Annotated in this window: 24 protein-coding genes; 17 read left to right on the forward strand and 7 right to left on the reverse strand. The window is 70.2% G+C overall.

The window, feature by feature from the left end; all coding sequences use genetic code 11:
- Position 1 precedes the first annotated feature (1 nt).
- Complete coding sequence (gene glmM / locus ACSQ18_RS02370; protein WP_436035450.1) at positions 2-1,345, forward strand: phosphoglucosamine mutase; 1,344 nt, start codon at positions 2-4, stop codon at positions 1,343-1,345.
- Positions 1,346-1,352: 7 nt separating this feature from the next.
- Complete coding sequence (locus tag ACSQ18_RS02375; RefSeq protein ID WP_436035452.1) at positions 1,353-3,137, forward strand: hypothetical protein; 1,785 nt, start codon at positions 1,353-1,355, stop codon at positions 3,135-3,137.
- Between the two features lie 51 nt (positions 3,138-3,188).
- On the opposite strand, the gene ACSQ18_RS02380 is transcribed toward ACSQ18_RS02375, so the two are convergent.
- Positions 3,189-4,133, reverse strand: a complete 945-nt coding sequence (locus ACSQ18_RS02380) for a Ppx/GppA phosphatase family protein (RefSeq protein ID WP_436035454.1) — start codon at positions 4,131-4,133, stop codon at positions 3,189-3,191.
- 49 nt (positions 4,134-4,182) lie between these two features.
- Between ACSQ18_RS02380 and coaA the strand changes: the two genes are divergently transcribed.
- The 9 genes from coaA (at position 4,183) to ACSQ18_RS02425 (ending at position 11,919) form a co-directional block, all read left to right on the forward strand.
- Entirely contained in the window at positions 4,183-5,127 is a 945-nt protein-coding gene (gene coaA / locus ACSQ18_RS02385; protein WP_436035455.1) for a type I pantothenate kinase, read from the forward strand.
- 86 nt (positions 5,128-5,213) lie between these two features.
- A complete protein-coding gene (gene glmS / locus ACSQ18_RS02390) occupies positions 5,214-7,064 on the forward strand; it encodes a glutamine--fructose-6-phosphate transaminase (isomerizing) (RefSeq protein ID WP_436035456.1) in 1,851 nt (616 codons plus the stop codon).
- A gap of 74 nt (positions 7,065-7,138) precedes the next feature.
- Positions 7,139-7,504, forward strand: coding sequence for a holo-ACP synthase (locus ACSQ18_RS02395; RefSeq protein WP_301039286.1), 366 nt, complete (start codon positions 7,139-7,141; stop codon positions 7,502-7,504).
- Positions 7,501-8,625 carry an alanine racemase gene (gene alr, locus ACSQ18_RS02400; protein WP_436035459.1) on the forward strand — a complete coding sequence of 375 codons (1,125 nt, stop codon included), beginning with the start codon at positions 7,501-7,503 and terminating at the stop codon, positions 8,623-8,625. The genes ACSQ18_RS02395 and alr overlap by 4 nt, the downstream gene beginning before the upstream one ends.
- Positions 8,622-9,131 carry a tRNA (adenosine(37)-N6)-threonylcarbamoyltransferase complex ATPase subunit type 1 TsaE gene (tsaE, locus tag ACSQ18_RS02405; RefSeq protein ID WP_436035461.1) on the forward strand — a complete coding sequence of 170 codons (510 nt, stop codon included), beginning with the start codon at positions 8,622-8,624 and terminating at the stop codon, positions 9,129-9,131. The genes alr and tsaE overlap by 4 nt, the downstream gene beginning before the upstream one ends.
- 40 nt (positions 9,132-9,171) lie before the next feature.
- Positions 9,172-9,840: a tRNA (adenosine(37)-N6)-threonylcarbamoyltransferase complex dimerization subunit type 1 TsaB gene (gene tsaB, locus ACSQ18_RS02410; RefSeq protein ID WP_436035462.1), complete on the forward strand. Its 669-nt coding sequence runs from the start codon at positions 9,172-9,174 to the stop codon at positions 9,838-9,840.
- The gene (rimI, locus tag ACSQ18_RS02415; protein WP_436035463.1) at positions 9,837-10,376 is read left to right on the forward strand and encodes a ribosomal protein S18-alanine N-acetyltransferase; all 540 of its coding nucleotides are present in this window, start codon (positions 9,837-9,839) and stop codon (positions 10,374-10,376) included. Before tsaB ends, rimI begins: the two co-directional genes overlap by 4 nt.
- Complete coding sequence (tsaD, locus tag ACSQ18_RS02420; RefSeq protein ID WP_436035465.1) at positions 10,376-11,467, forward strand: tRNA (adenosine(37)-N6)-threonylcarbamoyltransferase complex transferase subunit TsaD; 1,092 nt, start codon at positions 10,376-10,378, stop codon at positions 11,465-11,467. Before rimI ends, tsaD begins: the two co-directional genes overlap by 1 nt.
- Positions 11,464-11,919, forward strand: coding sequence for a hypothetical protein (locus ACSQ18_RS02425; RefSeq protein WP_436035467.1), 456 nt, complete (start codon positions 11,464-11,466; stop codon positions 11,917-11,919). Before tsaD ends, ACSQ18_RS02425 begins: the two co-directional genes overlap by 4 nt.
- 33 nt (positions 11,920-11,952) lie before the next feature.
- Here the strand turns inward: ACSQ18_RS02425 and ACSQ18_RS02430 are convergent, their stop codons facing one another.
- Positions 11,953-13,140: a THUMP-like domain-containing protein gene (locus ACSQ18_RS02430; protein WP_436035469.1), complete on the reverse strand. Its 1,188-nt coding sequence runs from the start codon at positions 13,138-13,140 to the stop codon at positions 11,953-11,955.
- A gap of 159 nt (positions 13,141-13,299) precedes the next feature.
- Between ACSQ18_RS02430 and groES the strand changes: the two genes are divergently transcribed.
- The 3 genes from groES to ACSQ18_RS02445 all read left to right on the forward strand — a co-directional run bounded on the left by groES (position 13,300) and on the right by ACSQ18_RS02445 (position 16,078).
- The gene (groES, locus tag ACSQ18_RS02435; RefSeq protein WP_005050391.1) at positions 13,300-13,596 is read left to right on the forward strand and encodes a co-chaperone GroES; all 297 of its coding nucleotides are present in this window, start codon (positions 13,300-13,302) and stop codon (positions 13,594-13,596) included.
- Positions 13,597-13,751: 155 nt separating this feature from the next.
- Positions 13,752-14,690: an EamA family transporter RarD gene (rarD, locus tag ACSQ18_RS02440; RefSeq protein WP_436035471.1), complete on the forward strand. Its 939-nt coding sequence runs from the start codon at positions 13,752-13,754 to the stop codon at positions 14,688-14,690.
- Between the two features lie 119 nt (positions 14,691-14,809).
- Positions 14,810-16,078: an ABC transporter substrate-binding protein gene (locus ACSQ18_RS02445; protein ID WP_144807147.1), complete on the forward strand. Its 1,269-nt coding sequence runs from the start codon at positions 14,810-14,812 to the stop codon at positions 16,076-16,078.
- A gap of 307 nt (positions 16,079-16,385) precedes the next feature.
- On the opposite strand, the gene ACSQ18_RS02450 is transcribed toward ACSQ18_RS02445, so the two are convergent.
- The 4 genes from ACSQ18_RS02450 to ACSQ18_RS02465 all read right to left on the reverse strand — a co-directional run bounded on the left by ACSQ18_RS02450 (position 16,386) and on the right by ACSQ18_RS02465 (position 20,473).
- Positions 16,386-17,099: an ABC transporter ATP-binding protein gene (locus ACSQ18_RS02450; RefSeq protein ID WP_436038376.1), complete on the reverse strand. Its 714-nt coding sequence runs from the start codon at positions 17,097-17,099 to the stop codon at positions 16,386-16,388.
- Positions 17,100-17,161: 62 nt separating this feature from the next.
- Positions 17,162-18,163 carry an ABC transporter ATP-binding protein gene (locus tag ACSQ18_RS02455; RefSeq protein ID WP_436035474.1) on the reverse strand — a complete coding sequence of 334 codons (1,002 nt, stop codon included), beginning with the start codon at positions 18,161-18,163 and terminating at the stop codon, positions 17,162-17,164.
- The gene (locus tag ACSQ18_RS02460; RefSeq protein WP_144809085.1) at positions 18,153-19,142 is read right to left on the reverse strand and encodes a branched-chain amino acid ABC transporter permease; all 990 of its coding nucleotides are present in this window, start codon (positions 19,140-19,142) and stop codon (positions 18,153-18,155) included. Before ACSQ18_RS02460 ends, ACSQ18_RS02455 begins: the two co-directional genes overlap by 11 nt.
- Before the next feature lie 5 nt (positions 19,143-19,147).
- On the reverse strand, positions 19,148-20,473 hold the full coding sequence (locus tag ACSQ18_RS02465) for an ABC transporter permease subunit (protein ID WP_436035476.1): 1,326 nt from the start codon (positions 20,471-20,473) through the stop codon (positions 19,148-19,150).
- 207 nt (positions 20,474-20,680) lie between these two features.
- Here ACSQ18_RS02465 and guaB point away from each other — a divergent pair, with 207 nt between their 5' ends.
- The gene (gene guaB, locus ACSQ18_RS02470) at positions 20,681-22,183 is read left to right on the forward strand and encodes an IMP dehydrogenase (protein ID WP_144807150.1); all 1,503 of its coding nucleotides are present in this window, start codon (positions 20,681-20,683) and stop codon (positions 22,181-22,183) included.
- Between the two features lie 206 nt (positions 22,184-22,389).
- Here the strand turns inward: guaB and ACSQ18_RS02475 are convergent, their stop codons facing one another.
- Positions 22,390-23,241 carry a DUF559 domain-containing protein gene (locus tag ACSQ18_RS02475; RefSeq protein ID WP_436035478.1) on the reverse strand — a complete coding sequence of 284 codons (852 nt, stop codon included), beginning with the start codon at positions 23,239-23,241 and terminating at the stop codon, positions 22,390-22,392.
- Between the two features lie 307 nt (positions 23,242-23,548).
- Between ACSQ18_RS02475 and ACSQ18_RS02480 the strand changes: the two genes are divergently transcribed.
- Positions 23,549-24,667, forward strand: coding sequence for a GuaB3 family IMP dehydrogenase-related protein (locus tag ACSQ18_RS02480; protein ID WP_301040764.1), 1,119 nt, complete (start codon positions 23,549-23,551; stop codon positions 24,665-24,667).
- Positions 24,667-25,551 carry an SURF1 family cytochrome oxidase biogenesis protein gene (locus ACSQ18_RS02485; RefSeq protein ID WP_436035480.1) on the forward strand — a complete coding sequence of 295 codons (885 nt, stop codon included), beginning with the start codon at positions 24,667-24,669 and terminating at the stop codon, positions 25,549-25,551. Before ACSQ18_RS02480 ends, ACSQ18_RS02485 begins: the two co-directional genes overlap by 1 nt.

Raw genomic sequence — 25,551 nt, forward strand, 5'->3', positions numbered from 1 at the left:
GATGGCGCTGTTCGGTACGGACGGTGTGCGGGGGTTGGCCAACGGCCCCCTCACCGCGGACCTCGCGCTCTCCCTGGCCCAGGCGACTGCTGTCGTCCTGGGCCAGGGGCGTATCGCGGAGGCGCGAAAGACCGCAGGCAAGCGACTGACGGCGGTCGTCGCGCGCGACCCCCGGCTGTCCGGTCAGTTTCTGAGTGCTGCCGTCGAGGCGGGACTCGCCTCCTCCGGCGTCGATGTGTTGGATGCCGGCACGCTTCCGACTCCGGCGGCGGCGTTCCTCATCAGCGACGTCGATGCGGACTTCGGTGTCATGATCTCCGCGTCGCACAACCCCGCCGCCGACAACGGCATCAAGATCTTCGCGCGCGGGGGCGTCAAGCTTCCCGATGTCGTGGAGCAGCGCATCGAAGAAGCGATGTCCGGGGAGAAGCTGCGGCCGACGGGAGGCGATGTCGGACGCGTGATCCGATTCGCGGATGCCGAAGACCGCTACGTGCTGCACCTCCTCGCGTCGCTGCCCCACCGTCTGGACGGCCTCCATGTCGTCGTCGACTGTGCGCACGGCGCAGCGTCGGGCGTGTCGCCGGAGACGTTCCGCAACGCGGGAGCCAAGGTCACCGTCATCGGCAACGACCCCAACGGCCTCAACATCAACGAGGGCTACGGCTCCACGCATCTCGAGCGACTCTCTGCCGAAGTGGTCCGCGTCGGAGCGGATGTCGGCATCGCCCACGACGGCGACGCCGACCGGTGCCTCGCGGTGGACGCCGAGGGGCGCGTCATCGACGGCGACCAGATCATGGCGATCCTCGCCGTCGCGATGCGCGACCGTGGGCGGCTTCATCACGACACGCTCGTCGCGACCGTCATGAGCAATCTCGGTCTGCACCGCGCCATGGCCGCCAACGGCATCCGTGTGGAGACCACGTCGGTCGGCGACCGCTACGTCCTCGAGCGGATGACGGAGGGCGGCTACTCGCTCGGCGGCGAACAGAGCGGTCACGTCATCCTCAGCGCGTACGCCACCACCGGTGACGGGCTTCTCACCGGGCTGCACCTGTGCGCCGAGATGGCGCGGCAACGGAAGTCGCTGGCCGAGCTCGCCGCCGTGATGACGGTGTTCCCGCAGGTGCTCGTCAACGTTCGCGGGGTCGATCGCACGCGCGCGGCCGACCCCGACGTGCAGGCGGCCGTCCGTGTGGCGGAAGCAGAACTGGGCGACACGGGTCGCGTTCTGCTGCGCCCGTCGGGCACGGAGCTTATGGTGAGGGTCATGGTGGAGGCTGCGGACGCAGCGACGGCTCAACGCGTCGCCGACGATCTCGCCGACGTGGTGCGCGGCTGACAGCGAGATGACGACCCCGCGATCGAGCGACCGCTTAGGACTGGCGGAGGTCGTCGATCATTGGTGGGGCGCCGTCTCGGGAGGCCGCTTCTTCACCCGCTGGACCCTCCTGGCATCCGCCGTCGTCGCGATTCTCATCCTCAGCCCGTTCAGCGGACTCGACGGTGTCGCGGAGCACCTGGCGGCGATGATCGCCTCGGCCGTCACATGGTTGACCCTGGTCGTCCTCCTCATCCCGGCAGCTGTCGCGGAACGTCGCCTCTCCCGTCCGGCCGCGCGCGGGGCCCTCGTGATCGGAGCGCTCCTCGCCATCTCGATCGCGCGCCCCTTCCTGAACGACGCGGCAGCCGCGCTCCTGTTCGACCATCCGTGGACGGCGGAATGGCTTCAGCGCGTCGCGACGAACGCCCTCAGCTGGTTCACGGTGCTGCCGTTGGTGGCCGCCGCCGCGTCGCGCTATGCGGACGCGCGCGAGACGGCTCAGCGGCTGGAGTCCGCGCTCGCGGTATTCGCCGATCTGCGCGGGCTCGTGCGGCGCTACGGCCAGCAGAACGCCGCGCTCCTCACGGATGCCGTCGCCGACGTGCGGCGTCGTCGCGACGCGCTGCTGGCGGGGGTGATCGACTTCGACGCCGTGCGGGCCTTCGCCGACGACGTGCGCGCGGCCAGCCACCGCCTCGATGCGCGGCTGAGTGCCCGGCTCGACGCTGTCGTGCTCGACCACGACGCCCCGGACGAGGCGGCACGGACGCCGCGCGTCCCGTTCCTGGCGCGCCTGGCACGGCCGCATCCGCTGCTCGTCGTCGGACTCTACTTCGCCGCCAGCACGCCGTACACGTTCGCGCTGGGTGGGGTGCTGCTGGTGATCGCCGCACTCGCGTTGCTCGTCGTGTTCGCGCTCATCGCCGACGCGGTCATCCGTCTCGCCTCGCGTGGTCACGGACCCGTCGCGCGCGGCATCATCGTGCTGCTGTGCTGGGTGGCCGTCGCTCTCGGGACGGTTCTCGTGGGCGTGCTCCTGACAGACGCCGACGAACTGGTGCTCGCCATCCCGCTCGTCACGATCCCCGCTCTCGCGGTGGTCGTCGCGCTGACGGCGGATGCCGTGGAGCGCACCGGCACGCAGAGCCGCACGCTCACCGACCTGCTCGCCCACACGGCCGCCCTCGCGACGGCGCAGACCGCTCAGGCGCGTGAGCCGCTGTGGCGCGCGGTCGACCTCCTCCACGATCGCGTGCAGAGCCGATGCGTCATCTTCGCGGCACGTGTCGATGAGCGGGAGCCCACACCCGAGGAGATCCGCCGCTTCCGTGCGTCGACCGAGGCCGCCTTCGCGGAGATCCTGGTCGGCGCACCCGACCGGGCCGACATCGCCGATCTCGACGGTCTCCTCGCGACGTGGTCCGGAGTGCTCGACGTGCAGGCCGACATCGACACGTCGGCGATGGTGGCGTTGCAGACGCCCGTCGTCGCCACGGCGGTCGTCGCCGCGGTGAGCGAGGGCTTCGTCAACGCCGTCAAACACTCCGAAGCACGCGCGGCGCGTCTGTCGGTGACCACGAGCGCCGATGAGTCGGAGTTGACCGTCGCCATCGCGTCACGGGGAGTCCTTCGCGGGTCGGGTGCCACGGGTCTCGGACTCGCGTCTTTCGGCGACAAGGCGACGTTGCGGCAGGAAGGCGACCACGTCGTGCTGCAGGTGATCGTCCCGTTGGCACGCGCGGGCGTCGGCAGGAAGGGCGGACCGCACCGTCGCTGGCGCGCACCGACCACGACGGTCTCGTTGCCCTGACGCGGCGGCGGTGCGCCTGCGGCGTTGCGTGTTCCGGGATGCCGGGCGCGCTCAGACGCCCGGTGCACTCCACGAGAGCGACTCGATGTACCGCAGGAGGACGCCCTCGCGGAGCGCCCACGGGGAGACCTCGAGTTCGTCGACGTCGAGCACGGTCATCGCCGTGTGCAGGACGACCGCTCCGGCGACGATCTGGAACGTGCGGTCGGCGGTGATGCCGGGCAGCTCCTGTCGAGCGGATGCCGGAAGCCGCGCGAGCCGCGGGATCCACGAGCCGAGAGCGCCGCGGGGGAGCAGCATGCGGTCGGCGCCGTTCCACCCGGGGACGGGATAGCCGGCGAGCTTCGCGAGCGACCGGATCGCCTTCGACGACCCGACGACGTGGTGCGGTGCCGGCTGGTCGACCATGAGCTCGGCGACCGGGGCGAGGGTGGCTCGCGCATGGTCGCGGAGCACCTCGACGGCATCCTCTCCGGGCGGGTCTTCCGCGAGGAACTCGACCGTCATGCGACCGGCACCGAGAGGAACCGATGCGGCGACGTCCGGGAGCTCGTCGGCGCCGGCGGCCACTTCCAGGGAGCCCCCGCCGATGTCGAAGAGCAGGATCTGGCCCGCCGACCAGCCGAACCAGCGACGGACGGCCAGGAACGTGAAGCGCGCTTCGGACTCGCCGCCGAGCACCTGGAGTTCCTGCCCGAGGGCCGACTCGATACGGGAGATGACGTCGTCTCCGTTGGTCGCCTCGCGGACGGCGCTGGTGGCCGTCGCGAGCAGTTCGGCGACGTTCTCGCTCTCGGCGACCTCCCGCGCCCGCGCGACCGCGTCGACGAGCGCGACGACACCCGCTTCGGAGATCGCCCCGTCGGGTTCCAGGTATCGCATCAGTCGGAGGACGGTGCGCGTGCTCGTCGTCGCGAGCGGACGCCCGCCGGGGTGCACGTCGGCGATGAGCAGGTGGACGGTGTTCGAGCCGATGTCGAGGACTCCCAGGCGCATCCCGTCAGGCTAGCGGGATGCGGGAGAGCAGAGGATAGAGTGGCCGTCGATGGCCACCGAAGACACCGCCATGAGCGACTCGCTCTACCGCGAGATCGACCGCGCCGACTGGGCACGGCTGGCCCCGGGCGTTCCCAACCCGCTCACCGAGACCGAGATCGTGCAGCTGCGCGGCATCGGAGACCGGCTCGACCTGGCCGAGGTGCGGGAGGTCTACCTTCCGCTGAGTCGGCTGCTGAGCGCCTACGCGGAGAACACGAAGCGCCTCGGGGCGGAGACGGCGGCCTTCCTCGGTGAGCCCGACTCCACCACCCCCTTCGTCGTGGCGGTGGCAGGCTCGGTGGCGGTCGGGAAGTCCACGATCGCGCGCCTCCTGCGTGAGCTGATGAGCCGGTGGCCCGGTACGCCACGGGTGGAGTTGGTGACGACCGACGGGTTCCTCTACCCGAACGCCGAACTCGAACGTCGCGGCCTCATGGAGCGCAAGGGGTTCCCGGAGTCGTACGACCGCCGCGCGATGGTGAGCTTCCTCTCGGCGGTGAAGTCGGGGGCAGCCGAGGTGCGGGCGCCGTTCTACTCGCACATGCGGTATGACATCATCCCCGACGCCTACGTCACGGTGCGGCGCCCCGACGTCGTCATCGTCGAAGGTCTCAATGTGCTGGCACCCCCGCCGTCCCCGCACGACGTCGCCGTCAGCGACCTGTTCGACTTCTCGATCTACGTGGATGCCGATGTGGACCACATCGAGTCCTGGTTCGTGAACCGGTTCCTCGCTCTGCGCGAGAGCGCCTTCAGCAACCCGAAGTCGTTCTTCCGGGTGTTCGCCGACATCTCCGACGACGAGGCGGTCAGTCAGGCGCTCGGGTTCTGGCGCGACATCAATCTGCCCAACCTCCGCGAGAACGTGGAACCCACGCGACACCGCGCCCAACTCGTTCTGAACAAGGCGGCCGACCACACCGTCTCGTCGGTCCGACTCCGCAAGCTCTGACCGCGCCGCCGGAGGCCACGGCATCCCCAGGTCATTCCCGGCCCCGGTGCGCGGCTCCCGGCCACGGCCCGCCTACGATTGAACGCATGTGTGGAATCGTCGGATATGTCGGCCCACGGCCGAGCCAGGACATCCTGCTCTCGGGCCTGGCCCGTCTGGAGTACCGCGGTTACGACTCCGCCGGCATTGCGGTCATCGACGCCGACGGCGACCTCGGGCTGCGCAAGCGCGCGGGCAAGCTGAAGGTGCTGCGTGACGACCTGTCGGCGCATCCGCTGGCCGACGGCACGACCGGCATCGGGCACACGCGCTGGGCGACGCACGGCGGACCGACCGACGCCAACGCGCATCCGCACCTGGCCGACGACGACAAGCTCGCCGTCATCCACAACGGCATCATCGAGAACTTCTCGGAGCTCAAGGCAGAACTCGTCGCGCAGGGGTTCACGTTCCGCAGCGAGACCGACACCGAGGTCGCGGCAGTGCTGCTCGGCCGCGAGTACCGCGCGACGGGTGACCTCGTCGCCGCGTTCCGCACGGTCGTGTCGCGTCTGGAGGGCGCCTTCACCCTGCTGGCGATGCACCGTGACGAGCCCGGGCTCGTCGTGGGGGCGCGGCGCAACTCCCCGCTCGTGATCGGTCTCGGCGAGGGCGAGAACTTCCTCGGCTCCGATGTCGCGGCCTTCGTCGAGCACACCCGCAACGCGCTCGCGATCGGCCAGGACGAGATCGTCTCGATCACGCCCGAGGGGGTCACGGTCACCGACTTCCACGGCAACCCCGTCGAGGTCGAGCCCTTCGAGGTCGTGTGGGACGCTGCGGCTGCCGAGAAGGGCGGCTGGCCGTCGTTCATGGCGAAGGAGGTATCCGAGGAGCCCGAGGCCGTCGCCAACACCGTGCGCGGCCGCATCCGCGACGGTCAGGTCGTGATTCCCGAGCTGGAGGGCCTGGACGAGCTGTTCGCGGGCATCTCCCGCATCATCGTCATCGCGTGCGGCACGGCGGCGTACGCCGGCATGGTCGGCAAGTACGCGCTCGAGCAGTGGGCACGCATCCCCGTCGACGTCGAGCTCGCCCACGAGTTCCGCTATCGCGACCCGGTGATCGGCGACGACACGCTCGTCGTGTCCATCTCCCAGTCGGGGGAGACGATGGACACGCTCATGGCGGTCAAGTACGCGCGGGAGCGCGGCGCACGCACCCTGTCGATCTGCAACACGCAGGGCGCGACGATCCCGCGCGAATCGGATGCCATCGTCTACACGCACGCGGGGCCCGAGGTCGCGGTGGCCTCGACGAAGGCGTTCGTCGCCCAGATCACCGCGCTGTACCTCCTCGGCCTCCACGTCGGGCGGGTGCGCGGCGCCCTCAGCGACGCCGACGCGGCCCGATTCGTGCGCGAACTCGAGGCGGTGCCGGAGAAGATCTCGTGGGTGCTCGAGAAGGAGCAGGCGCACATCGCGCAGTTCTCGCACTGGATGGCCGACACGCAGTCGGTGCTGTTCCTCGGGCGTCACGTGGGCTACCCGATCGCGCTCGAGGGGGCCCTCAAGCTCAAGGAGATCTCGTACATCCACGCCGAGGGCTTCGCCGCCGGCGAGCTCAAGCACGGCCCGATCGCCCTCATCGAGCCCGGCCAGCCGGTCTTCGTCATCGTGCCGTCGCCGCGCGAGTCGGCCGAGCTGCACAAGAAGGTCGTCTCCAACATCCAGGAGATCCGCGCTCGCGGAGCCCGCGTCATCGCCGTGGCCGAAGAAGGGGATGCCGCCGTCCTCCCGTTCGCCGACGAGGTGCTGCGCATCCCGCTCGCCGGGCCTCTCTTCGAGCCGCTGCTGGCCGTCGTGCCCCTCCACATCTTCGCGATGGGGCTCGCGACCGCCAAGGGCCTGGACGTCGACCAGCCGCGCAACCTCGCGAAGTCCGTCACGGTCGAGTGAGCGCAACCGGGCGGCGGGTGACGGCATCCGCCTTCGCCCGGCGTGCGCCGTCCGGCCGACGGTAGGCTGGCGGGATGATCGTCGGCATCGGCGTCGACCTCGTCGACATCCCCCGTTTCGAGCGCTCGCTCGAGCGGACGCCGCGTCTCATGGACCGCCTGTTCGCACCGGCGGAGCGTGCTCTGCGTCCGCCGTCCCTTGCGGCGCGATACGCCGCGAAGGAGGCGCTGATCAAGGCGCTCGGCGGGTCGGACGGCGTGCACTGGACCGACATCGAGGTGGCTTCCGAGCCGTCGGGCCGCCCGGTCTTCGCGCTCACCGGCGAGACGGCGGCCACCGTCGCGGCGCGAGGCATCCGCACCGTGCATCTGTCCCTCACCCACGACGCGGGCGTCGCGATCGCCTATGTCGTGGCCGAGAGCGACGGGAGTCCCGCATGACCGCTCTGCACCCGGGCGAGATGCGGGAGGCCGCGATCGACGTCGGAGCCATCTCCGCGAATGTGCGGCACCTGCGCCGTCTCACCGGAGTCGAGGTGCTCGCGGTCGTGAAGGCCGACGGGTACGGCCACGGTGCGGCGCGATCGGCCCTCGCCGCCCTCGACGGCGGGGCGACGCGTCTCGGCGTCGCCGACGTGACGGAGGCGCTCGCGCTGCGTCGGGCGGGCATCGATGCCCCTCTCGTGGCATGGCTCCACGCCCCCGGTGAGACGTTCGCCGAGGCCGCGGCTCGCGGGATCGAGATCGGGGTCTCGTCGGCGGATCAGCTTCTGGCCGCTGCGTCCGCCGCCCTTGCCGACCGGCCGACCGCCATCCACGTGAAGGTCGAGACGGGCCTCGGTCGCAACGGCGTGCCGCCGGCCGAATGGGGACACGTGTTCGCCGAGGCGGCCCGCTGGGAGCGCCTCGGCCGGGTGCGGGTCGTCGGCATCTTCAGCCACCTGTCGAATACGAGCGAGGCCGATGACCGGGCCGCCGTGCGACGCTTCGACGAGGCGCTGCTGGCGGCCGCAGCGCAGGGCCTCGCTCCACGGCTGCGCCATCTCGCCGCATCGCACGCGGCCATCGCCCTGCCGGAAGCGAGATTCGACGCCGTGCGCATCGGCATCGCGATGTACGGCCTGTCGCCGTTCGCCGACCGTACCTCCGCCGAACTCGGGCTCCGTCCCGCGATGTCGCTGCGGGCCGCCGTGGCCGCCGTCCGCCGCGTCCCGGCGGGTCAGGGCGTTTCGTACGGATACCTCCATCGCACCGACTCCGATACGACGCTCGCGCTCATCCCGCTCGGGTACGCCGACGGCATCCCGCGCAACGCGTCCGCCGGCGGGGCTGTGCGCATCGGCGGGCGGGTGTTCCCCGTGGCGGGGCGGATTGCGATGGACCAGTTCGTCGTCGACGTCGGCGACCACCCCGTCGCGGTGGGCGACGAGGCCCTGCTGTTCGGCGACCCGACTTTGGGCGAGCCTGCGGTGGAGACGTGGGCGGATGCCGCGGGCACCATCAACTACGAGATCGTCACCCGCATCGGGCCGCGGGTGCCGCGCCGTCAGGTGACGCGATGAGCACGGACGACCTGGCACGTTTCGTCGGCCGGCGCGAGATCGCTTCCGCCTCGGCCATGGAGGAGTTCGGGCGCGAGCTCGGCGCCGTGCTCCGAGCCGGCGACGTCGTCGTGCTCACGGGAGCCCTCGGTGCGGGCAAGACGACCCTCACGCGGGGGATCGCGGCCGGCCTCGGGGTGCGCGGACCCGTCCAGAGTCCGACGTTCGTCCTCGCCCGCACGCACCCCTCGCTCGTCGGAGGCCCTGCGCTCGTCCACGTCGACGCGTATCGGTTGGGGTCGGCGGCGGAGCTGGACGATCTCGGCCTGGATCTGGAACGTTCGGTCACGATCGTCGAGTGGGGTCGCGGGATGGTCGAGGCCCTCGTCGACGAGTGGTGGGAGATCGAGCTGGATCGCGAGTGGGGCGGCGCCGGCATCGACACGGCGTGCGGCGTCGGCGGGCCGGGCGCGCGTGAGATGGACGACACGGCGCCGCGGCTGGTGACGGTCGCCCGTCGTCCCTGACCGCGCTCGCATCTCGAGGAGCCGCGGCTACGCTGGAGGGATGATCCTGGGCGTTGACACTTCCCTCGGCACGGCGGTCGCCGTGGTCGAGGCGGACGGTGTCGTCCGCGCCGAGGCGACGAGCGCCGACGCCCTCGCGCACGCGGAGGTCATCGGCATGCTCCTGGAGGGTGTGCTCGCCGACGCGGCGCACGGTCCTATCGGGGCGACGACCTTCTCCGACGCCGTCGAGATCACGCATGTCGCAGCGGGTATGGGGCCGGGGCCCTTCACGGGCCTCCGGGTCGGCATCGCGGCCGCCCGGGCGTTCGCGCTCGGCCGCGGACTGCCCGTCATCCCCGTGCCCAGCCACGACGCCGCCGCGCTCGCCATGCTGCTGGCCGATCCGCACAGCGTGCCGGGCCCGTTCGCCGTCGTCACCGACGCCCGCCGCAGGGAGTACGCGTACACCGTCTACGACGGCGTCGACGACGACGGGCTGCCCGTGCGGCGAGCGCCCGCCGCCCTCGCCCCCCGCGACGCGATCGACGACGTCCTGGCGGACCTCGGTGTCCAGCGCCGTGACGTGTCGTCGATCTCGGCTGCGATGCTCGCGCTCGCCGCGGCACGCGCGGTCGCCTCGGGGCGCGTCCTCGCCGACGGTGAGCCGCTCTACCTCCGGGCGCCCGACGTCACCCTCCCCGCCGGCCCCAAGAAGGTGGGCACATGACGGTGCGGACGGCGACGGCATCCGATCTGGATGCCATCATGGCGCTCGAGCGCGACTCGTTCCCCACCGACGCGTGGAGCGAGGCGATGATGGCCGCTGAGCTCGCGTCGCCCCACGGGCGCTACGTCGTCGACGTCGACGGCGCCGTGCTCCACGGCTACGGCGGCGTGCGCGCCGTGCAGGGATCCGCGGATGCCGACATCCAGACGATCGCGATCGTCGCGTCGTCGCGGGGTCGTGGGCGCGGGCGTCAGCTGCTCGACGAGCTGCTGCGCACGGCGCGGGAGCGCGGGGCTCGCGAGGTCTTCCTCGAGGTGCGCGCCGACAACCCGGTGGCCACGGCGCTGTACATCTCGGAGGGGTTCATCGAGATCGCCCGTCGTCCGCGCTACTACCAGCCCGACGACGTCGACGCCGTCGTGATGAAGCTCGACCTGGCGGCGTGGGCCGCGCGCGACGCCGACTCGGAGCGGCCGTCCGCACCGGCGGAGCCGGGAGCGTCGGCGGCGACCACCGCTGGAACGGGGTGGTGCTGATGGTCGGGGACATCCTCTCGTCGAACGGCGCTGCTCCCCGCGAGCCGCTCGTGCTCGGGATCGAGACCAGCTGCGACGAGACCGGCATCGGCATCGTGCGGGGCCGCACGCTGCTGTCCAACACGATCGCGAGCTCCATGGCCGAGCACGCGCGCTACGGCGGCGTGGTGCCCGAAGTCGCGGCGCGCGCACACCTCGAGGCGCTGCAGCCCGCGATCGAGCAGGCCGTCGCGGAAGCGGGGATCGCCCTCACCGACCTGGATGCCGTCGCCGTCACGAGCGGACCGGGCCTCGCCGGTGCCCTCATGGTCGGTGTCGGCGCGGCGAAGGCGCTCGCCGTCTCGCTGGACCGCCCGCTCTATGCCGTCAACCACCTCGTCGGTCACATCGCCGCCGACATCCTCACGGGCGAAGAGGTCGAGTACCCGACGGTCGCGCTCCTCGTCTCGGGCGGACACACGTCGTTGCTGCTCGTGCGCGACCTGGTTTCCGACGTCGAGCTCCTCGGCGAGACGATGGACGATGCGGCGGGCGAGGCCTTCGACAAGATCGCGCGCATCCTCGGGCTGCCCTACCCGGGCGGTCCCGAGATCGACCGCGCAGCCGCGCTGGGCGACCCCGACGCGATCCGCTTCCCACGCGGACTCTCCCGCGCCTCCGACATGGCGGAGCACCGGTACGACTTCTCGTTCTCGGGACTGAAGACCGCGGTCGCCCGTTGGGTGGAGCGGGCCGAGGCGGCGGGGGAGACGGTGTCCGTCCCCGATGTCGCCGCGTCCTTCCGCGAGGCGGTCGTCGACGTGCTCGTCACGAAGGCCCTCGATGCCTGTGAGCGCTACGGCGTGCCCCGGCTCCTCCTCGGCGGCGGCGTCATCGCGAACCGGCGCCTGCGTGAGGTGGCCGTTGCGCGCGCCGAGGCCGCCGGAGTGGCGGTGCGCATCCCGCCGCTGTCGCTGTGCACCGACAACGGCGCGATGATCGCCGCCCTCGCGGCAGAACTGATCCGCAGCGGGCGTCCCGCCTCGACGCTCGAGTTCGGTGCGGACTCCACCCTTCCCGTCACCGAGATCCAGGTGGCGGTGAGCGCATGAGCAGGCCCGACGACCCGCCCGCCCTGCCGGCCGATGTGCCGCAGCTTCCCGTGCCGATCATCGAGTCGGCGTCGAGCGACGTCGTGCCCGGGGAGACGGTGAGGCTGCCGGGGGAGCACCGCGGCGGTTTCCAGCGCGCGCTGACCGAACCGGTCGCGGTGACCGCTCCCGTGCACACGGAGGTGCGGTGGGCGCCTGCCCCGCCCGCTCCGCTGCCCCGCAGCGCGCCGTGGGCGCTGACCTTCGCCGTCCTCGGGTTGCTCGTGTCGCTGCTCGTCGGATGGGGGTTCCTCATCGGCATCCTGGGCGCGTCGCTCGCCGTCGTCGCCCTGCGTCGCCCGTGGGAGAGCCGGGGCGTGGCCGTCTGGGCGCTGTGCCTGAGCGCGCTGTCGCTCGTGTACAGCGGCGGCTGGCTGTGGTGGGCCTCGACGCAGGGGCCGCTGTTCGGCTGAACGGCCACCGGTTCCCCAGGTTCGGCGCGACGGTCAGAGGCGGTCGGCGAGAAGCGCGACCCGCGCACCGTCCACGCGCGTGAGCAGGAGCGTCGCCGCAGCGTCGCCCCGCAGCTTCAGCTTCGTGCGCAGGGATGCCGGGTCGATGTCGACGCCGCGCTTCTTGATCTCGAGCGTGCCGATGCCGCGCTCGCGGAGCGCCTTCGACAACCGCTTGAGGTCGAACGGCAGCTGCTCGCGCACGCGGAACGTCTGCACGAACGGGCTCGTCGTGGTCGTGTCCGACGTGAGGTAGGCGATGCCGTCGGCGATCATGCCGGCATCCAGGCGCCGCGCCACCTCGCCGATGAGACGGGCCCTGATGACCGAGCCCGCGGGCTCGTGCACGTACGCGCCCAGCGGACGCACGGGGGCATCGGGGGCGTCGCCGGATGCCGTCAGCTCGTGCGCCGCATCGCCGTGGACGACGAGCGCGGCTCGCGCGACGCCCGGGCGGGCGAGGGCACCCGACCACAGCACGAGTTCGATCGTGGACCCGTCGACGGTGATCCACTGGGCTTCGACGCCGTCGGGGATCTGCTCGCGGTCGAAGCCCGGACCCAGCTTGATCCCCACCGGCATCCGGGATGCCAGGTCGAACGCCCAATCCAGCGACGGCGTCCAGTCGGCCGCGCGCGTGCGACGCGTCTCGCTGTGTCCGGCGGAGCGGCGGGCGGGGTCGAGCCAGACGGCGTCGATGCCCGCGAGGTCGGTGGACTCGGCGGTCGCGTGGCGCACGGTCGCCGTGTCGCCGAACGGGGCGAGGTTGTACGCGGCGATCGCGGCGGTGATCTCGTCGGCGTCGACGGCGAGCACGTGCAGGCCGATCCCCGCGAGCCCCAGTGCATCGCCGCCGATGCCGCATCCGAGGTCGGCGACGCGCGTCATGCCCGCATCCCGGAATCGACCGGCGTGGCGGGCCGCGACGGCGAGGCGGGAGGCCTGCTCCAGCCCCGCGCGGGTGAACAGCATGCGTTCGGCGAACGGCCCGAATTTCGCGGCGGCGCGGGTGCGCAGTCGCGCCTGACCGACCACCGCCGACACGAGCTCCGGAGGGGTTCCGGCGGCGCGCAGGCGGCTGACGGCGGCGGCGACGTCGTCGGTCGAGTCGATGCGGCCGAGCGAGTCGAGCAGACGCAGCGCCTCCGGTGTCAGCAGGGTCGCGAGCTCGGCGTGGTCCACCGGGCAAGCCTATGCGGCACCGCGTGTCGCCGCGCGTCGGAGGATTGGCACTCGCGTTGCACGAGTGCCAGCATCGCCCTAGACTGGCATTAGCACTCGCGGTGTGCGGGTGCTAATGAGTCTTTACGCATGACCCCTGAAGCAAGAAAGAGGTAGACCGTGTCGGTTTCCATCAAGCCGCTCGAGGACCGCATCGTCATCAAGCAGGTCGAGGCTGAGCAGGTCACGTCCAGTGGACTGGTCATCCCCGACACCGCGAAGGAGAAGCCCCAGGAGGGCGAGGTCGTCGCGGTGGGCCCCGGTCGCATCGACGACAACGGCAACCGCGTTCCGCTCGACGTCGCCGTCGGCGACCGCGTGATCTACAGCAAGTACGGTGGCACCGAGGTGAAGTTCGGCGGCGACGAGTTCCTCGTCCTGTCGGCTCGCGACGTGCTGGCGGTCGTCGTCCGCTGATCGCATACAGCTGACCGAAGGGTCCGGATGCCGTGGCATCCGGACCCTTCGTCGTTGCCGGCGCCGAGGGTATTGGCAGTCGCGTCGCGACGAACGGCAGGATGTCGTCGCTCCCGAAGGCCGCGCGGCGTCATGACCGTCCTAGGCTTGGACCCATGACACCTTCCGCGCGTTCCGTCCGTGACGGCGATGAGGTGCGCGGGGGAGTGCTGGCGTTCATCGCCTACTTCCTGTGGGGCTTCATGCCCCTCTACTTCCTCACGCTGACCCCGACCGGCCCGTGGGAAGTGGTCTCCTGGCGCATCATCCTGTCCCTGGCGTTCTGCGCCGTGCTACTGACGGTGACGCGCACGTGGGCGAAGCTGTGGGCCATTCTGCGCACGCCCCGGCTCGTCCTGTGGACGATCGTGGCAGGCCTCCTCATCTATGTGAACTGGCAGGTCTTCCTGATCAGCACGCTCACCGGCCACGTGATCGAGGGCAGCCTCGGCTACTTCATCAATCCGATCGTGACGGTGCTCCTGGGCGTCCTCGTGCTCGGGGAGCGGTTGCGCATCGCCCAGTGGGTGGCGATCGGCATCTCCGTGCTGGCCGTCATCGTCATCGTGGTGGGGTACGGCGACTTCCCGTGGATCGCGCTGACCCTCGCGGCGAGCTTCGGCGCGTACGGTCTCGTGAAGAAGCAGATCGGTCCGAGTGTGGATGCCATCAGCGGGCTCACCCTGGAGTCGCTGTGGCTGCTCCCCGTCGCCGTGGTCCAGCTCATCGTCGTCGCGGCGACCACGGGTCTCACGATGGGCCAGGCCGGTCCGGGGCACGCCGCCCTGCTGCTGCTGGCGGGCGCGGTGACCGCCACGCCGCTCCTCTTCTTCGCGGCCGGTGCGCGCCGCGCGCCCCTCACGGTCATCGGGCTCCTGCAGTTCGTCGCGCCGATCCTGCAGTTCATCACGGGCGCGTGGATCATGGGCGAGCCGATGCCTCTCGAGCGCTGGATCGGCTTCGGGCTGGTGTGGCTCGCGCTCGTCGTGCTCATGGCGGACACGCTGCGCCACGCACGCCGCTCACGGGTGGGGGATGCCGTTATCGCATCGTGATCATGACGTTTCACAGCGTTAACGGATCGCAACATTGGTGACGCGTCTCGGCGATTAGGTTGATTCCAACTGGGACGGCACCCGAGGTCGTCCCTTGTTCATCCATAGCAAGGAGCAACATGACCGTCTTCACACGTTCGCGTGCGGGCAAGGTCCTTGGCGGCATCGCCGTCGTCAGTGTCAGCGCCCTTCTGCTCGCCGGCTGCGCCGGCGGCGGTGGCACGCCGGCGCCGAGCGACAGCAGTGCGCCTGTCGCAGAGGACCTCACCCTCAAGATCGGCAGCGTGCTGCCCCAGACCGGCAGCCTCGCCTTCCTCGGCCCGCCCGAAGAGGCGGGTGTGCTCCTCGCCGTCAACGAGATCAACGAGGCCGCCAAGAGCCTCGAGGTGGAGTTCACCCCCGGCGACTCGGGTGACGCCGACAACAAGGCGTTCGAGACCACGGTCCCGAAGCTGCAGAACGCGGGAGTCTCCGCGATGATCGGTGCCGCGGCATCCGGTGTCACGAAGCTGTTCCTCGACTCCAACGTCCAGGCGGGCATCATCACGTTCTCGCCGGCGAACACCTCGCCCGACTTCACGACGTGGGACGACGACAACCTCTACTGGCGCACCGCTCCGAGCGACCTGCTCCAGGGTGAGGTTCTCGGCAACCTGATCGCCGAGGACGGCCACAAGAACATCGGCATCATCTACCAGAACGACGCCTACGGCACCGGCCTCTTCGGTGTCATCAAGGAGGTGTTCGAGTCGACCGGTGGTTCGGTCGTGGCTGAGGCGTCGTACAACGACGGCGACAGCTCGTTCGACGCCCAGGTGTCCACGATCGCGGCGGCCAAGCCCGACGCGGTGGTGCTCATCACGTTCGACCAGTTCGCGACGATCGCGCCGCTGCTGTCCAACGCGGGTGTCGACCCGGCGAACTACTACCTCGTCGACGGCAACCTCAAGCAGTGGGGCGACGACGTGTCGGTCTCGCTTGAGGGCGCGAAGGGCACGACGCCCGGACCGGTGCTCGAGACGGACTTCCAGGACCGTCTCAACGCGGCCTGGACCGACGCGGGCAACGCTGCGCTCGACGACTACTCGTACGCCGCTGAGTCGTACGACGCCGTCGTGCTGCTCTCGCTGGCATCGCTGGCTGCCGGTTCGACCGACGCCGCCGACATCGCCGGCAAGCTCCAGGAGGTCTCGGGAGGCTCGGGCGAGGGCACGAAGTGCACCACGTACGCCGAGTGCGCCGACATCATCCTCGGTGGCGGCACCGCCGACTACGACGGCGTCTCCGGTCCGATCACGTTCGACGAGGCCGGTGACCCCACCGAAGCGTCGATCGGTATCTTCCAGTACAAGGCCGACAACACCCACGAGCGCATCGACACCCGCTGACGCTCACACGGCACGCGAAAGGCCCCGCAGCTCCGGCTGCGGGGCCTTTCCCGTGCTGGCGCGGCCAGGGAGCGCGGGTGGCCAGGGCGCGTAGCGGAGGGGATACGCGTGACGGAGGGAGCGCAGCCGGCATCCTTTCCTCCGAAGCGTCGACCTCCTCCGCTGTGCCGCGCCTGGGCGCCCCAGCGGCCACGCCCGGACCGCGCACCCGTCGCACGGGCCGCACACCCCCTCGGGCCGCCTACGCGCACGAGAAGAGGGTCGGATGCCACGTGGCATCCGACCCTCTGTCGTCGTTGTGGGGCGGTCAGTCGCCGGAGCCGAGCGTCCCGAGGTAGAGGCCGATGACCTGGGGGTCGTTCAGCAGCTCGCGACCGGTGCCGTGGTACGCGTCGCGGCCCTGGTCGAGAACGTAGCCGCGGTCGCAGATCTGCAGGCAGCGGCGGGCGTTCTGCTCGACCATGATCGTCGTCACGCCGGCCTTGTTGATGTCCGATACGCGCAAGAACGCGTCGTCCTGGCGAACGGGGGAGAGGCCGGCGGAGGGCTCGTCGAGCAGCAGCACCGACGGGTCCATCATGAGGGCGCGGCTCATCGCCACCATCTGACGCTCACCGCCGGAGAGCGAACCGGCACGCTGCTTGAGACGCTTGCCGAGCTCCGCGAAGATCCCCGTGACGAACTCCAGTCGCTGCGCATAGATGCGGGGGTTCTGGTAGAGCCCCATCTGCAGGTTCTCTTCGATCGAGAGCGAGGGGAACACGTTGTTCGTCTGCGGCACGAAGGCCACCCCGCGCTGCACGAGCTTGTCCGCCTTGAGCCCCACGATCGACTCGCCGTTGACGGTGATGTCACCGCCGCGCACCTTGACAAGACCGAAGATCGACTTCAGCAGGGTCGACTTCCCGGCGCCGTTGGGGCCGATGATGCCGATGAGCTCGCCCTTGTGAGCGACCAGGTTGGCGCTGTTGATGATGTTGATGCCGGGCAGGTAGCCCGCGAGCAGATCGGTGACCTGCACGACGACCTCTCGCTCGTCGACGGTCGCGGCGCCCGCGCCTTCCGGCTGGCTGGAAGAATCGGTCACTTCTTGTCCTCCTCCGCGTCGGCGATCGAGGCGGCTTCCTCTTCGTTGATCTCGTCGAGCAGTTCCCGCGCCGAATCGTCGAGAGTGCCCGAGACGCGACCGGTCACGACGCCCAGATCGACGTCCTGGTGGCTGCCGAGATAGGCGTCGATCACCGCCTGGTCCTGCATGACGGTGTCCGGCGGACCCTCGGCCACGACCTTGCCCTCGGCCATCACGACGACCCAGTCGGCGATGTGGCGAACCATGTGCATGTCGTGCTCGACGAACAGCACCGTGACGCCGAGTTCCTTCAGATCGAGGATGTGATCGAGCAGCGACTCCGTCAGCGCCGGGTTGACCCCGGCCATCGGCTCGTCGAGCATGACCAGCTGGGGGTCGCTCATGAGCGCCCGCGCCATCTCGAGGAGCTTGCGCTGACCGCCGGACAGGGATGCCGCGAAGTCCTGCTCCTTGGCGTCGAGCTTGAAGCGCTTGAGCAGACCGCGCGCCTTCTCCTCGTTGTCGGTCTCCTGACCCCGCCAGGTGGCGGGGAGGAACGACTGCCAGAACTTCTCCCCGCGCTGCTGGGGGGCGCCCAGCTTCATGTTCTCGAGCACCGTGAGCAGCGACAGCGCCTTCGTGAGCTGGAAAGTGCGCACCTGGCCCATGCGGGCCACCTTGAAGGCGGGGATGCCGGAGAGGCTCTTCCCGTCGTACGACCATGTTCCGGAGTTGGGCTTGTCGAACCCGCAGAGCAGGTTGAACAGCGTCGTCTTGCCGGCGCCGTTGGGGCCGATGAGCGCGGTGATCGCGTTGCGCGGGATCTCCAGGTGCTCGACGTCGACGGCTTTCAGGCCGCCGAACTGCCGCGTCACGCCGTCGACCACCATGATCGGATCGACCTTCGCGACGCCGGGGACGGCGTCGCCCTTCGCGAGTCCTGTCGTCTTCGGCCGCGGGACGCTGCCCGTGACGGGCGCCGGTTCGGGGGCGCCGGGAGTCTCATTACTTGACAAAGGTCATCTCCCTCTTGTCGCCGAGGATTCCCTGCGGCCTGAAGATCACGAGGAGCATGAGCGCGACGCCCACGAGGATGTAGCGGAGCGTGCCCGCCTGGATCGGCGTCATCGGGAGCCAGCCCGCCTGCGCCATCTGCGGCAGCAGGTTGCCCAGGAGTGCGAGCACCATCCAGAAGATCACGGCACCGAGCGACGGACCGAAGATGGTGGATGCGCCGCCGAGCAGCAGGATCGTCCACAGGAAGAACGTGAGCGCCGTCGTGTAGCTCGACGGGATCACCGCCGACGGCAGCACGTAGACGATGCCGCCGAGGGCACCGATGACACCACCGACGATGAGCGCCTGCATCTTGTAGGCGAAGACGTTCTTGCCGAGCGAGCGCACGGCATCCTCGTCTTCACGGATGCCCTTGAGCACACGGCCCCACGGGCTGCGCATGAGCGACCACACGACGAAGATCGACAGCGCCAGCACGATGAGACCGAACACCACGATCCACAGCTGCTGCGGCGTGAACTGCCAGGGACCGAAGCCGTATCGTTCGCCCGTCGGGAGCGCCGGGAACGGGTTGGACGACTGGAAGCTGCCGTTGTAATTGCCGAGGCCGTCGGCCGAGTTGGTCCACTCGTCGAACACCTGGGTCGTGAAGAGCAGGCGCACGATCTCGGCGGCCGCGATGGTCACGATGGCGAGGTAGTCGGCGCGCAGGCGCAGCGTCGGCACACCGAGGATGACGGCGAAAACGACGGCCAGCGCGAGACCCACGAGCATCGCGAGGTACCACGGCAGCTGGAAGGTGAGGATGGAGATCGCGTAGCCGTAGGCGCCGAGGGCCATGAAGCCGGCCATACCGAAGTTCAGCAGTCCGGCGTAGCCGAAGTGCACGGCGAGGCCCGTGGCCGCGAGGGCGTAGGCGATCGTGACGGGGCTCAGCAGGTAGCTGAGCGTGTTGTTGAGGATGGCACCCCAATCCATGGCGATCACCCCAGCCTTTCTTTACGACCGAGTAGGCCCTGTGGTCTCACGAGCAGGATGAGGATCAGCACGACGAGCGCGCCGGCGTACTTGAGGTCGGACGGGATCCAGAGCGTCGACGTCTCGACCACCACACCGACGATGAGCGCGCCCAGGAGGGCGCCGAAGGCGGTGCCCAGGCCGCCGAGGGTGATCGCCGCGAAGATCAGGAGCAGCATCTGCGTGCCCATGTCCCAGCGGACGCCCGGTCGGAAGTAGGCCCAGAGCACGCCCGACACGGCGGCGAGCGTCGCCGCCAACACCCACACGATCCGGACGACGCGGTCCACGTCGATGCCGGAGGATGCCGCGAGCTGCGGGTTGTCCGAGATGGCCCGCGTGGCCTTGCCGATGCGGGTGCGCAGGAGGAAGAAGGCGACACCGAGGATCGCCGCGACGCTCACGCCCATGCTGACGAGGTCGATGTACGAGACCTGGATGGGGCCGATCTGGATGGGCGTCGGGCTCGCGCCGGGGAGCTGCGACGTCGAGCCTCCGACGACGAACTGGAACGTGTAGCGCAGCGCGAGCGACAGACCGATGCTGACGATCATGAGCTGCACGACGCCCAGGCCGCGGTGTCGCAGTCGCCGCCAGAGTCCCGCGTCGAGGATGAGCCCGAGCAACGCTCCCGCCGCGAGGGCCGCGACGATGGCGAGCCACAGCGGGAGGGCGAAGGTCGTGGTGGCGATCATCGTCACGAGGGCGCCCCACGTGACCATCTCACCGTGGGCGAAGTTCGACAGGCCCGTCGTGCCGTAGATGAGGGCGGCTCCCATGGCCGCCAGCGCGAGCAGCAGGCCGAAGTTGAGGCCGTTCACGACGCGGATGAGCAGCTGGTCCACGAACGACTGCGTCACCCGCTGACCTTCACCCAGGAACAGGTTCACGATCTTCGTCTTCGTCAGGCCGAACTCGACCTCGAACGACCCCGTCGTCCCCGACACCGGCTGCAGGCCCTCGGTCAACAGCGCCGGGTCGACGATGACGCCCTCCGGGAGCGTGTTCTCGTCGACGACGAGCGTGTACGTCTCCTTCGCGGGGACGTAGAGTCGCCAGCGGCCCTCGGCATCCGTGATCGTGGCCGCCTCGAACCCGTTGCCGGAGATCGACATGGTGACGTCGGGCACGGGTTCGTCGTCGAATGTGATGACGCCGCCGAAGTAGAAGTCTGTCTCTTCTTGATCGGCACCCGGGGTATCGGGCGCCGCTGCGTGTGCCGCACCCGGACTGCTGAGAATCAGCAGAACGGCCGCCAGCACGACGCCAAGAACGAGCGCACCCCACCTCATGGGTCGGAGTGCGGTGTTGGTCGTGGGACTCAAAGGTTCCTCCAGTCCAGCGCACCGGATCGGGTGATGCGGTCGCATCAGCATCGATGAACGACGGTACGAGCGTAATGTGTCGGCCGTGTTTCGCCTACCGGTCGATCCGCGACCGGAATGAAACCGTATCCGCACGACTTAGACTCAGAGAGCCCGAATACTGCAGGAGAGCGCATGGAGCACAACGACCCGTTCGGTTTCGTCGGATTGACGTATGACGATGTCCTGCTACTGCCGGGGCACACCGATGTCATCCCGTCCGAGGCGGACACCTCGTCACGGGTCACGCGGCGCATCACCGTCGCGACGCCGCTCCTGTCGGCGGCGATGGACACGGTCACCGAATCGCGGATGGCGATCGCCATCGCACGCGAGGGCGGTATCGGCATCCTGCACCGCAACGCCTCCATCGAAGAGCAGGCGTCGATGGTCGATCGCGTCAAGCGTTCCGAGTCCGGCATGATCACCGATCCCATCACGACCACACCCGACGCGACGATCGAAGAGGTCGACAGCCTCTGCGCGCAGTATCGGATCTCGGGATTGCCGGTTGTGGATGCCGAGGGGCGGCTCGTGGGCATCATCACCAACCGTGACATGCGGTTCGTGTCGGGCTTCGAGCGTCAGACCACGAAGGTCCGTGACGTCATGACGAGCGACGGTCTGGTCACCGGCCGCGTCGGCATCGGCGCGAACGAGGTCATCGCCCTGTTCGCCCAGCACCGCGTCGAGAAGCTTCCCCTCATCGACGACGAGGGCAAGCTCGCGGGTCTCATCACCATCAAGGACTTCGACAAGAGCGAGAAGTACCCCCTCGCCACGAAGGACGAGCAGGGACGGCTGCGCGTCGGCGCCGCCATCGGCTTCTTCGGCGACGCCTGGCAGCGGGCCGAGGCACTGCGCGACGCCGGGGTGGACGTGCTCGTCGTCGACACCGCCAACGGCCAGTCGGCCGGTGTCATCGACATGATCCGCCGCATCAAGGCCGACAGCTCGTTCGACCACATCGACGTCATCGGCGGCAACGTCGCCACGCGCGAGGGTGCGCAGGCGCTCGTCGACGCGGGAGCGGATGCCGTGAAGGTCGGTGTCGGTCCGGGCTCGATCTGCACGACGCGCGTCGTCGCCGGAGTGGGCGTCCCCCAGGTCACCGCGATCTGGGAGGCCTTCCAGGCCACGCGTGACGCCGGCATCCCGGTCATCGCCGACGGCGGCCTGCAGTACTCGGGCGACATCGCGAAGGCGCTGGTCGCCGGTGCCGACACCGTCATGCTCGGGTCGCTGCTCGCCGGCACCGACGAGTCGCCGGGCGAGGTCGTCTTCCAGGGCGGCAAGCAGTACAAGCTGTACCGCGGCATGGGGTCGCTCGGGGCGCTGCAGACGCGCGGCAAGAAGACGTCGTACTCGAAGGACCGCTACTTCCAGGCCGATGTGCCCAACGACGACAAGCTGATCCCCGAGGGCATCGAGGGTCAGGTCGCCTACCGCGGCCCCGTATCCGCCGTCGCCTACCAGCTCGTCGGCGGTCTCCGTCAGTCGATGTTCTACGTCGGCGCGCGCACGATCGACGAGCTGAAGTCTCGCGGCAAGTTCGTCCGCATCACGGCTGCCGGGCTCAAGGAGTCGCACCCGCACGACGTGCAGATCGTCGTTGAGGCCCCCAACTACAAGAAGTAGTCCGCCGGATCGGGTGTGCCCGACCGGGACTCGCTTTCCCGACCGGGCGGCGCGACTCCACTGGGCCGCGTAACGGAGGAGATCTGCGTTGCGGAGGCCCAGGGTCCGCGCGTCGGTCCTCCGCTGTGCGGATCTCCTCCGCTGTGCAGGACGCGTGGGGTCTCTCGCAGCGTGGTGATGTCGGCGCCGTAGTCGGAGCCGGGCGGTCAGCGCGCGAGGTGGAGACCCTGGGCGACGGCGCCGGCGATCAGCTGCTGCACCGTCAGCCAGTCGTCCATCACCTGCGCATACGTGACGCGGATCACGTGGTACCCGTGCAGCAGCAGGCGGGCATCGTGCTCGATGTCGCTGCTGCGCTGGGCTCCGACGTGGTGGCCGCCGTCGATCTGAAGGACGAGCCGGTCACCGATCAAGAGGTCGACGGGGCGGCCGAGGAGCCACGCCTGGGGGAGGAGTGGCAGCTTCAGCCACCGCAGACGTGCGGGGACGATCGTCTCGAGTCCCGAGTCGGCGAAGAGTCGAGCCTCGCGACACAGCCGCTGCGCCTGCGAGGGGAGCGGGAGGCGTGCCATCTCCTCGCGAGTCGTCTGCCCCTGGCGGAGCGCCGACTCCCACACCGCCAACGCCTCCTCCCATGGCTGGCAGCGTGCGACCGCGACGAGCGTGTTCTCGATGCCGTCCTCGAGACGATCGGGGTGGCGTGGCACCACGGGAGCGCTCCAGTGGACCGTCGCGTCGCGCGCGCAGACGCGTCCGGCGTGCGACGGCGCGGCCACGTGAGGTCGCGTGGCGTCCCCGTGCCCGTGCACCCAGAGACCGCGCCGTGCCGCTTGAGTGACGCACGTGAGGACGACGCCGGCGCGCGCCGCCGCGATCAGGAACGAGTCGGCAGAGGGCAGCGCCACCCACCCGCGTCGCACGCGGACGAGGTCGCCCGCGCGCTCGGCATCCGCGATGCGATGGCGCGAGTGACCGGCATCCTGTGCCGCAGTCGTGCGGACGACGCCGCCACGGACGTCGATCCAGCGAAGGAGGGCGTCGCGCGTCGCGTTGCTCATCGCTTCAGCGTGGGGCGTGCGGGGGCGTCGGTGGTTCGCGTGCGCACGATCGGGGGAAACTGCGATGCGCTTCCGCGCGGGGGAGGAGGTGGCGGTCCGTCTCGGGTGGGCCATGGTCGCTGCCGTTCGGAGGCGATCTGCACAGCGGAGGGCGCGGATGCCGGGAGCGCCCTCCGTTGTGAAGAACTCCTCCGCTGTGCGAACGCCGCGGCATCCGCAGGTGCTCATCCCCACACGAAGGCCGGTGAACGAGACGGATGCCGTCGGCGGCGCCGGCGGGCCGCGCGGGTAGGCTGGGGGTGTGAGCATGGAGATCGAGCTCGGCCGCGCCAAGCGCGCCCGCCGCGCGTATGCGTTCGACGACATCGCCGTAGTGCCCTCGCGCCGCACGCGCAATCCGGAGGACGTCTCGACGGCGTGGTCGATCGACGCGTTCGGGTTCGAGATCCCGGTGCTCGGCGCCCCGATGGACTCGGTGATGAGCCCGCAGACCGCGATCATGCTCGGCCGCCTGGGCGGACTCGGTGTACTCGACCTCGAGGGGCTGTGGACGCGGTACGACGAGCCCGAGCCGCTGCTGGCCGAGATCGCCTCGCTCCCGGCCGACGTCGCGACCCGCCGCATGCAGGAGCTGTACGCGGCGCCGATCAAGCCCGAGCTCATCCGCGCGCGGCTGGCCGAGATCCGCGACGCGGGCGTCACGGTGGCCGGTGCGCTCACGCCGCAGCGCACGCAGGAGCTGTACGAGACCGTCGTGGCGGCCGGGGTCGATCTCTTCGTCATCCGCGGCACGACCGTCTCGGCCGAGCACGTGTCCAGCGACGCCGCTCCGCTGAACCTCAAGAAGTTCATCTACGACCTCGACGTCCCCGTCATCGTCGGCGGCGCATCCACCTACACGGCCGCCCTACACCTCATGCGCACGGGCGCTGCCGGCGTGCTCGTCGGCTTCGGCGGCGGCGCCGCCTCCACGACCCGCGCGACCCTCGGGGTCCACGCGCCGATGGCGACCGCTGTGGCCGACGTGGCCGGGGCACGGCGCGACTACCTCGACGAGTCGGGCGGGCGCTACGTCCACGTCATCGCCGACGGCGGTGTGGGCACGTCGGGCGACATCGTGAAGGCCCTCGCGATGGGCGCGGATGCCGTCATGCTCGGTGTCGCACTGGCTCGCGCGATCGACGCACCCGGCCGCGGGTTCCACTGGGGTCCGGAGGCGCATCACCCGAAGCTGCCGCGCGGCCGTCGGGTCGAGGTCGGTCAGGTCGCTCCCCTCGAAGAGATCCTGTACGGCCCGGCGCCGGTCGCCGACGGCACGGCGAACCTCATCGGCGCGCTCCGCAAGTCGATGGCCACGACGGGCTACTCCGACCTCAAGGAGTTCCAGCGCGTCGAGGTGGTCGTCGCGCCGTACGCGTCGCACTGATGAGCACCGACACCACGACGCTCGACGTCTTCCCGCCCACGCTGCGGGAAGTCATGCTGCGGCCCTGGTGGATCGGCATGCTCCTGTTCGCGCTCGCGGTGGCCGCCGTCTTCGCCTGGCTCGGGCAGTGGCAGCTCGGACGTGCCATCGACACCGACCCGCCTCCGCCGGGAGCCACCGAGACGGTGCGTCCGCTGGCCGACATCGTCGCGCCGGGGGAGTATCTCCCGGAGCCCCTCGTGGGGCAGCGGGTCGAGCTCGACGGCGCCTGGGTCGCGGAAGACTTCCTCGTCGTCTCGTCGCGGTTCAACGGTGGCGACCAGGGCTACTGGGTCACCGGTCAGTTCCGCGTGTCCGACGCCGCCTCCGGGGTGGCGGGGCCGACGGCTCTCGCCGTCGCGATCGGGTGGACGGCGGACCGGGCCGACGCGGATGCCGCGGCATCCGCTCTCATCGACTCCCTCTCTTCTCAGGACGGCCGCGAGGCGACACTCGTGGGGCGGCTGGTCTCCGACGAGGGGCCGCGGGCTCCGGCGCCCGGGGCGCCGCTGACGGAGATGACCACGATGTCGCCCGCCGCCCTGCTGGGCTGGTGGCACGACACCGAGGGGCTGTCGGTCTATCGGCCGTACCTCGTGGCCGACCTCGACAGCACGGGACTCCCCGAGGCGCGCGGCCCGCTCGTCGCGATCGACTCGCCCGCGCCGACCGAGCTGTCGAGCGTCAACTGGCTCAATGTCTTCTACGCGGTGGAGTGGGCGGTGTTCGCCGGCTTCGCCTTCTACATGTGGTACCGGCTCGCCCGCGACGCGTGGGAGAAGGAAGTCGAGGCGCTCGAGGAGGCGGCCCTCGAGCGCGCCGGGGCCGCTCCCCCCGCCGACTAG

The sequence above is a fragment of the Microbacterium sp. LjRoot45 genome (assembly GCF_964253325.1).
In the GTDB taxonomy this organism is placed as follows: domain Bacteria; phylum Actinomycetota; class Actinomycetes; order Actinomycetales; family Microbacteriaceae; genus Microbacterium.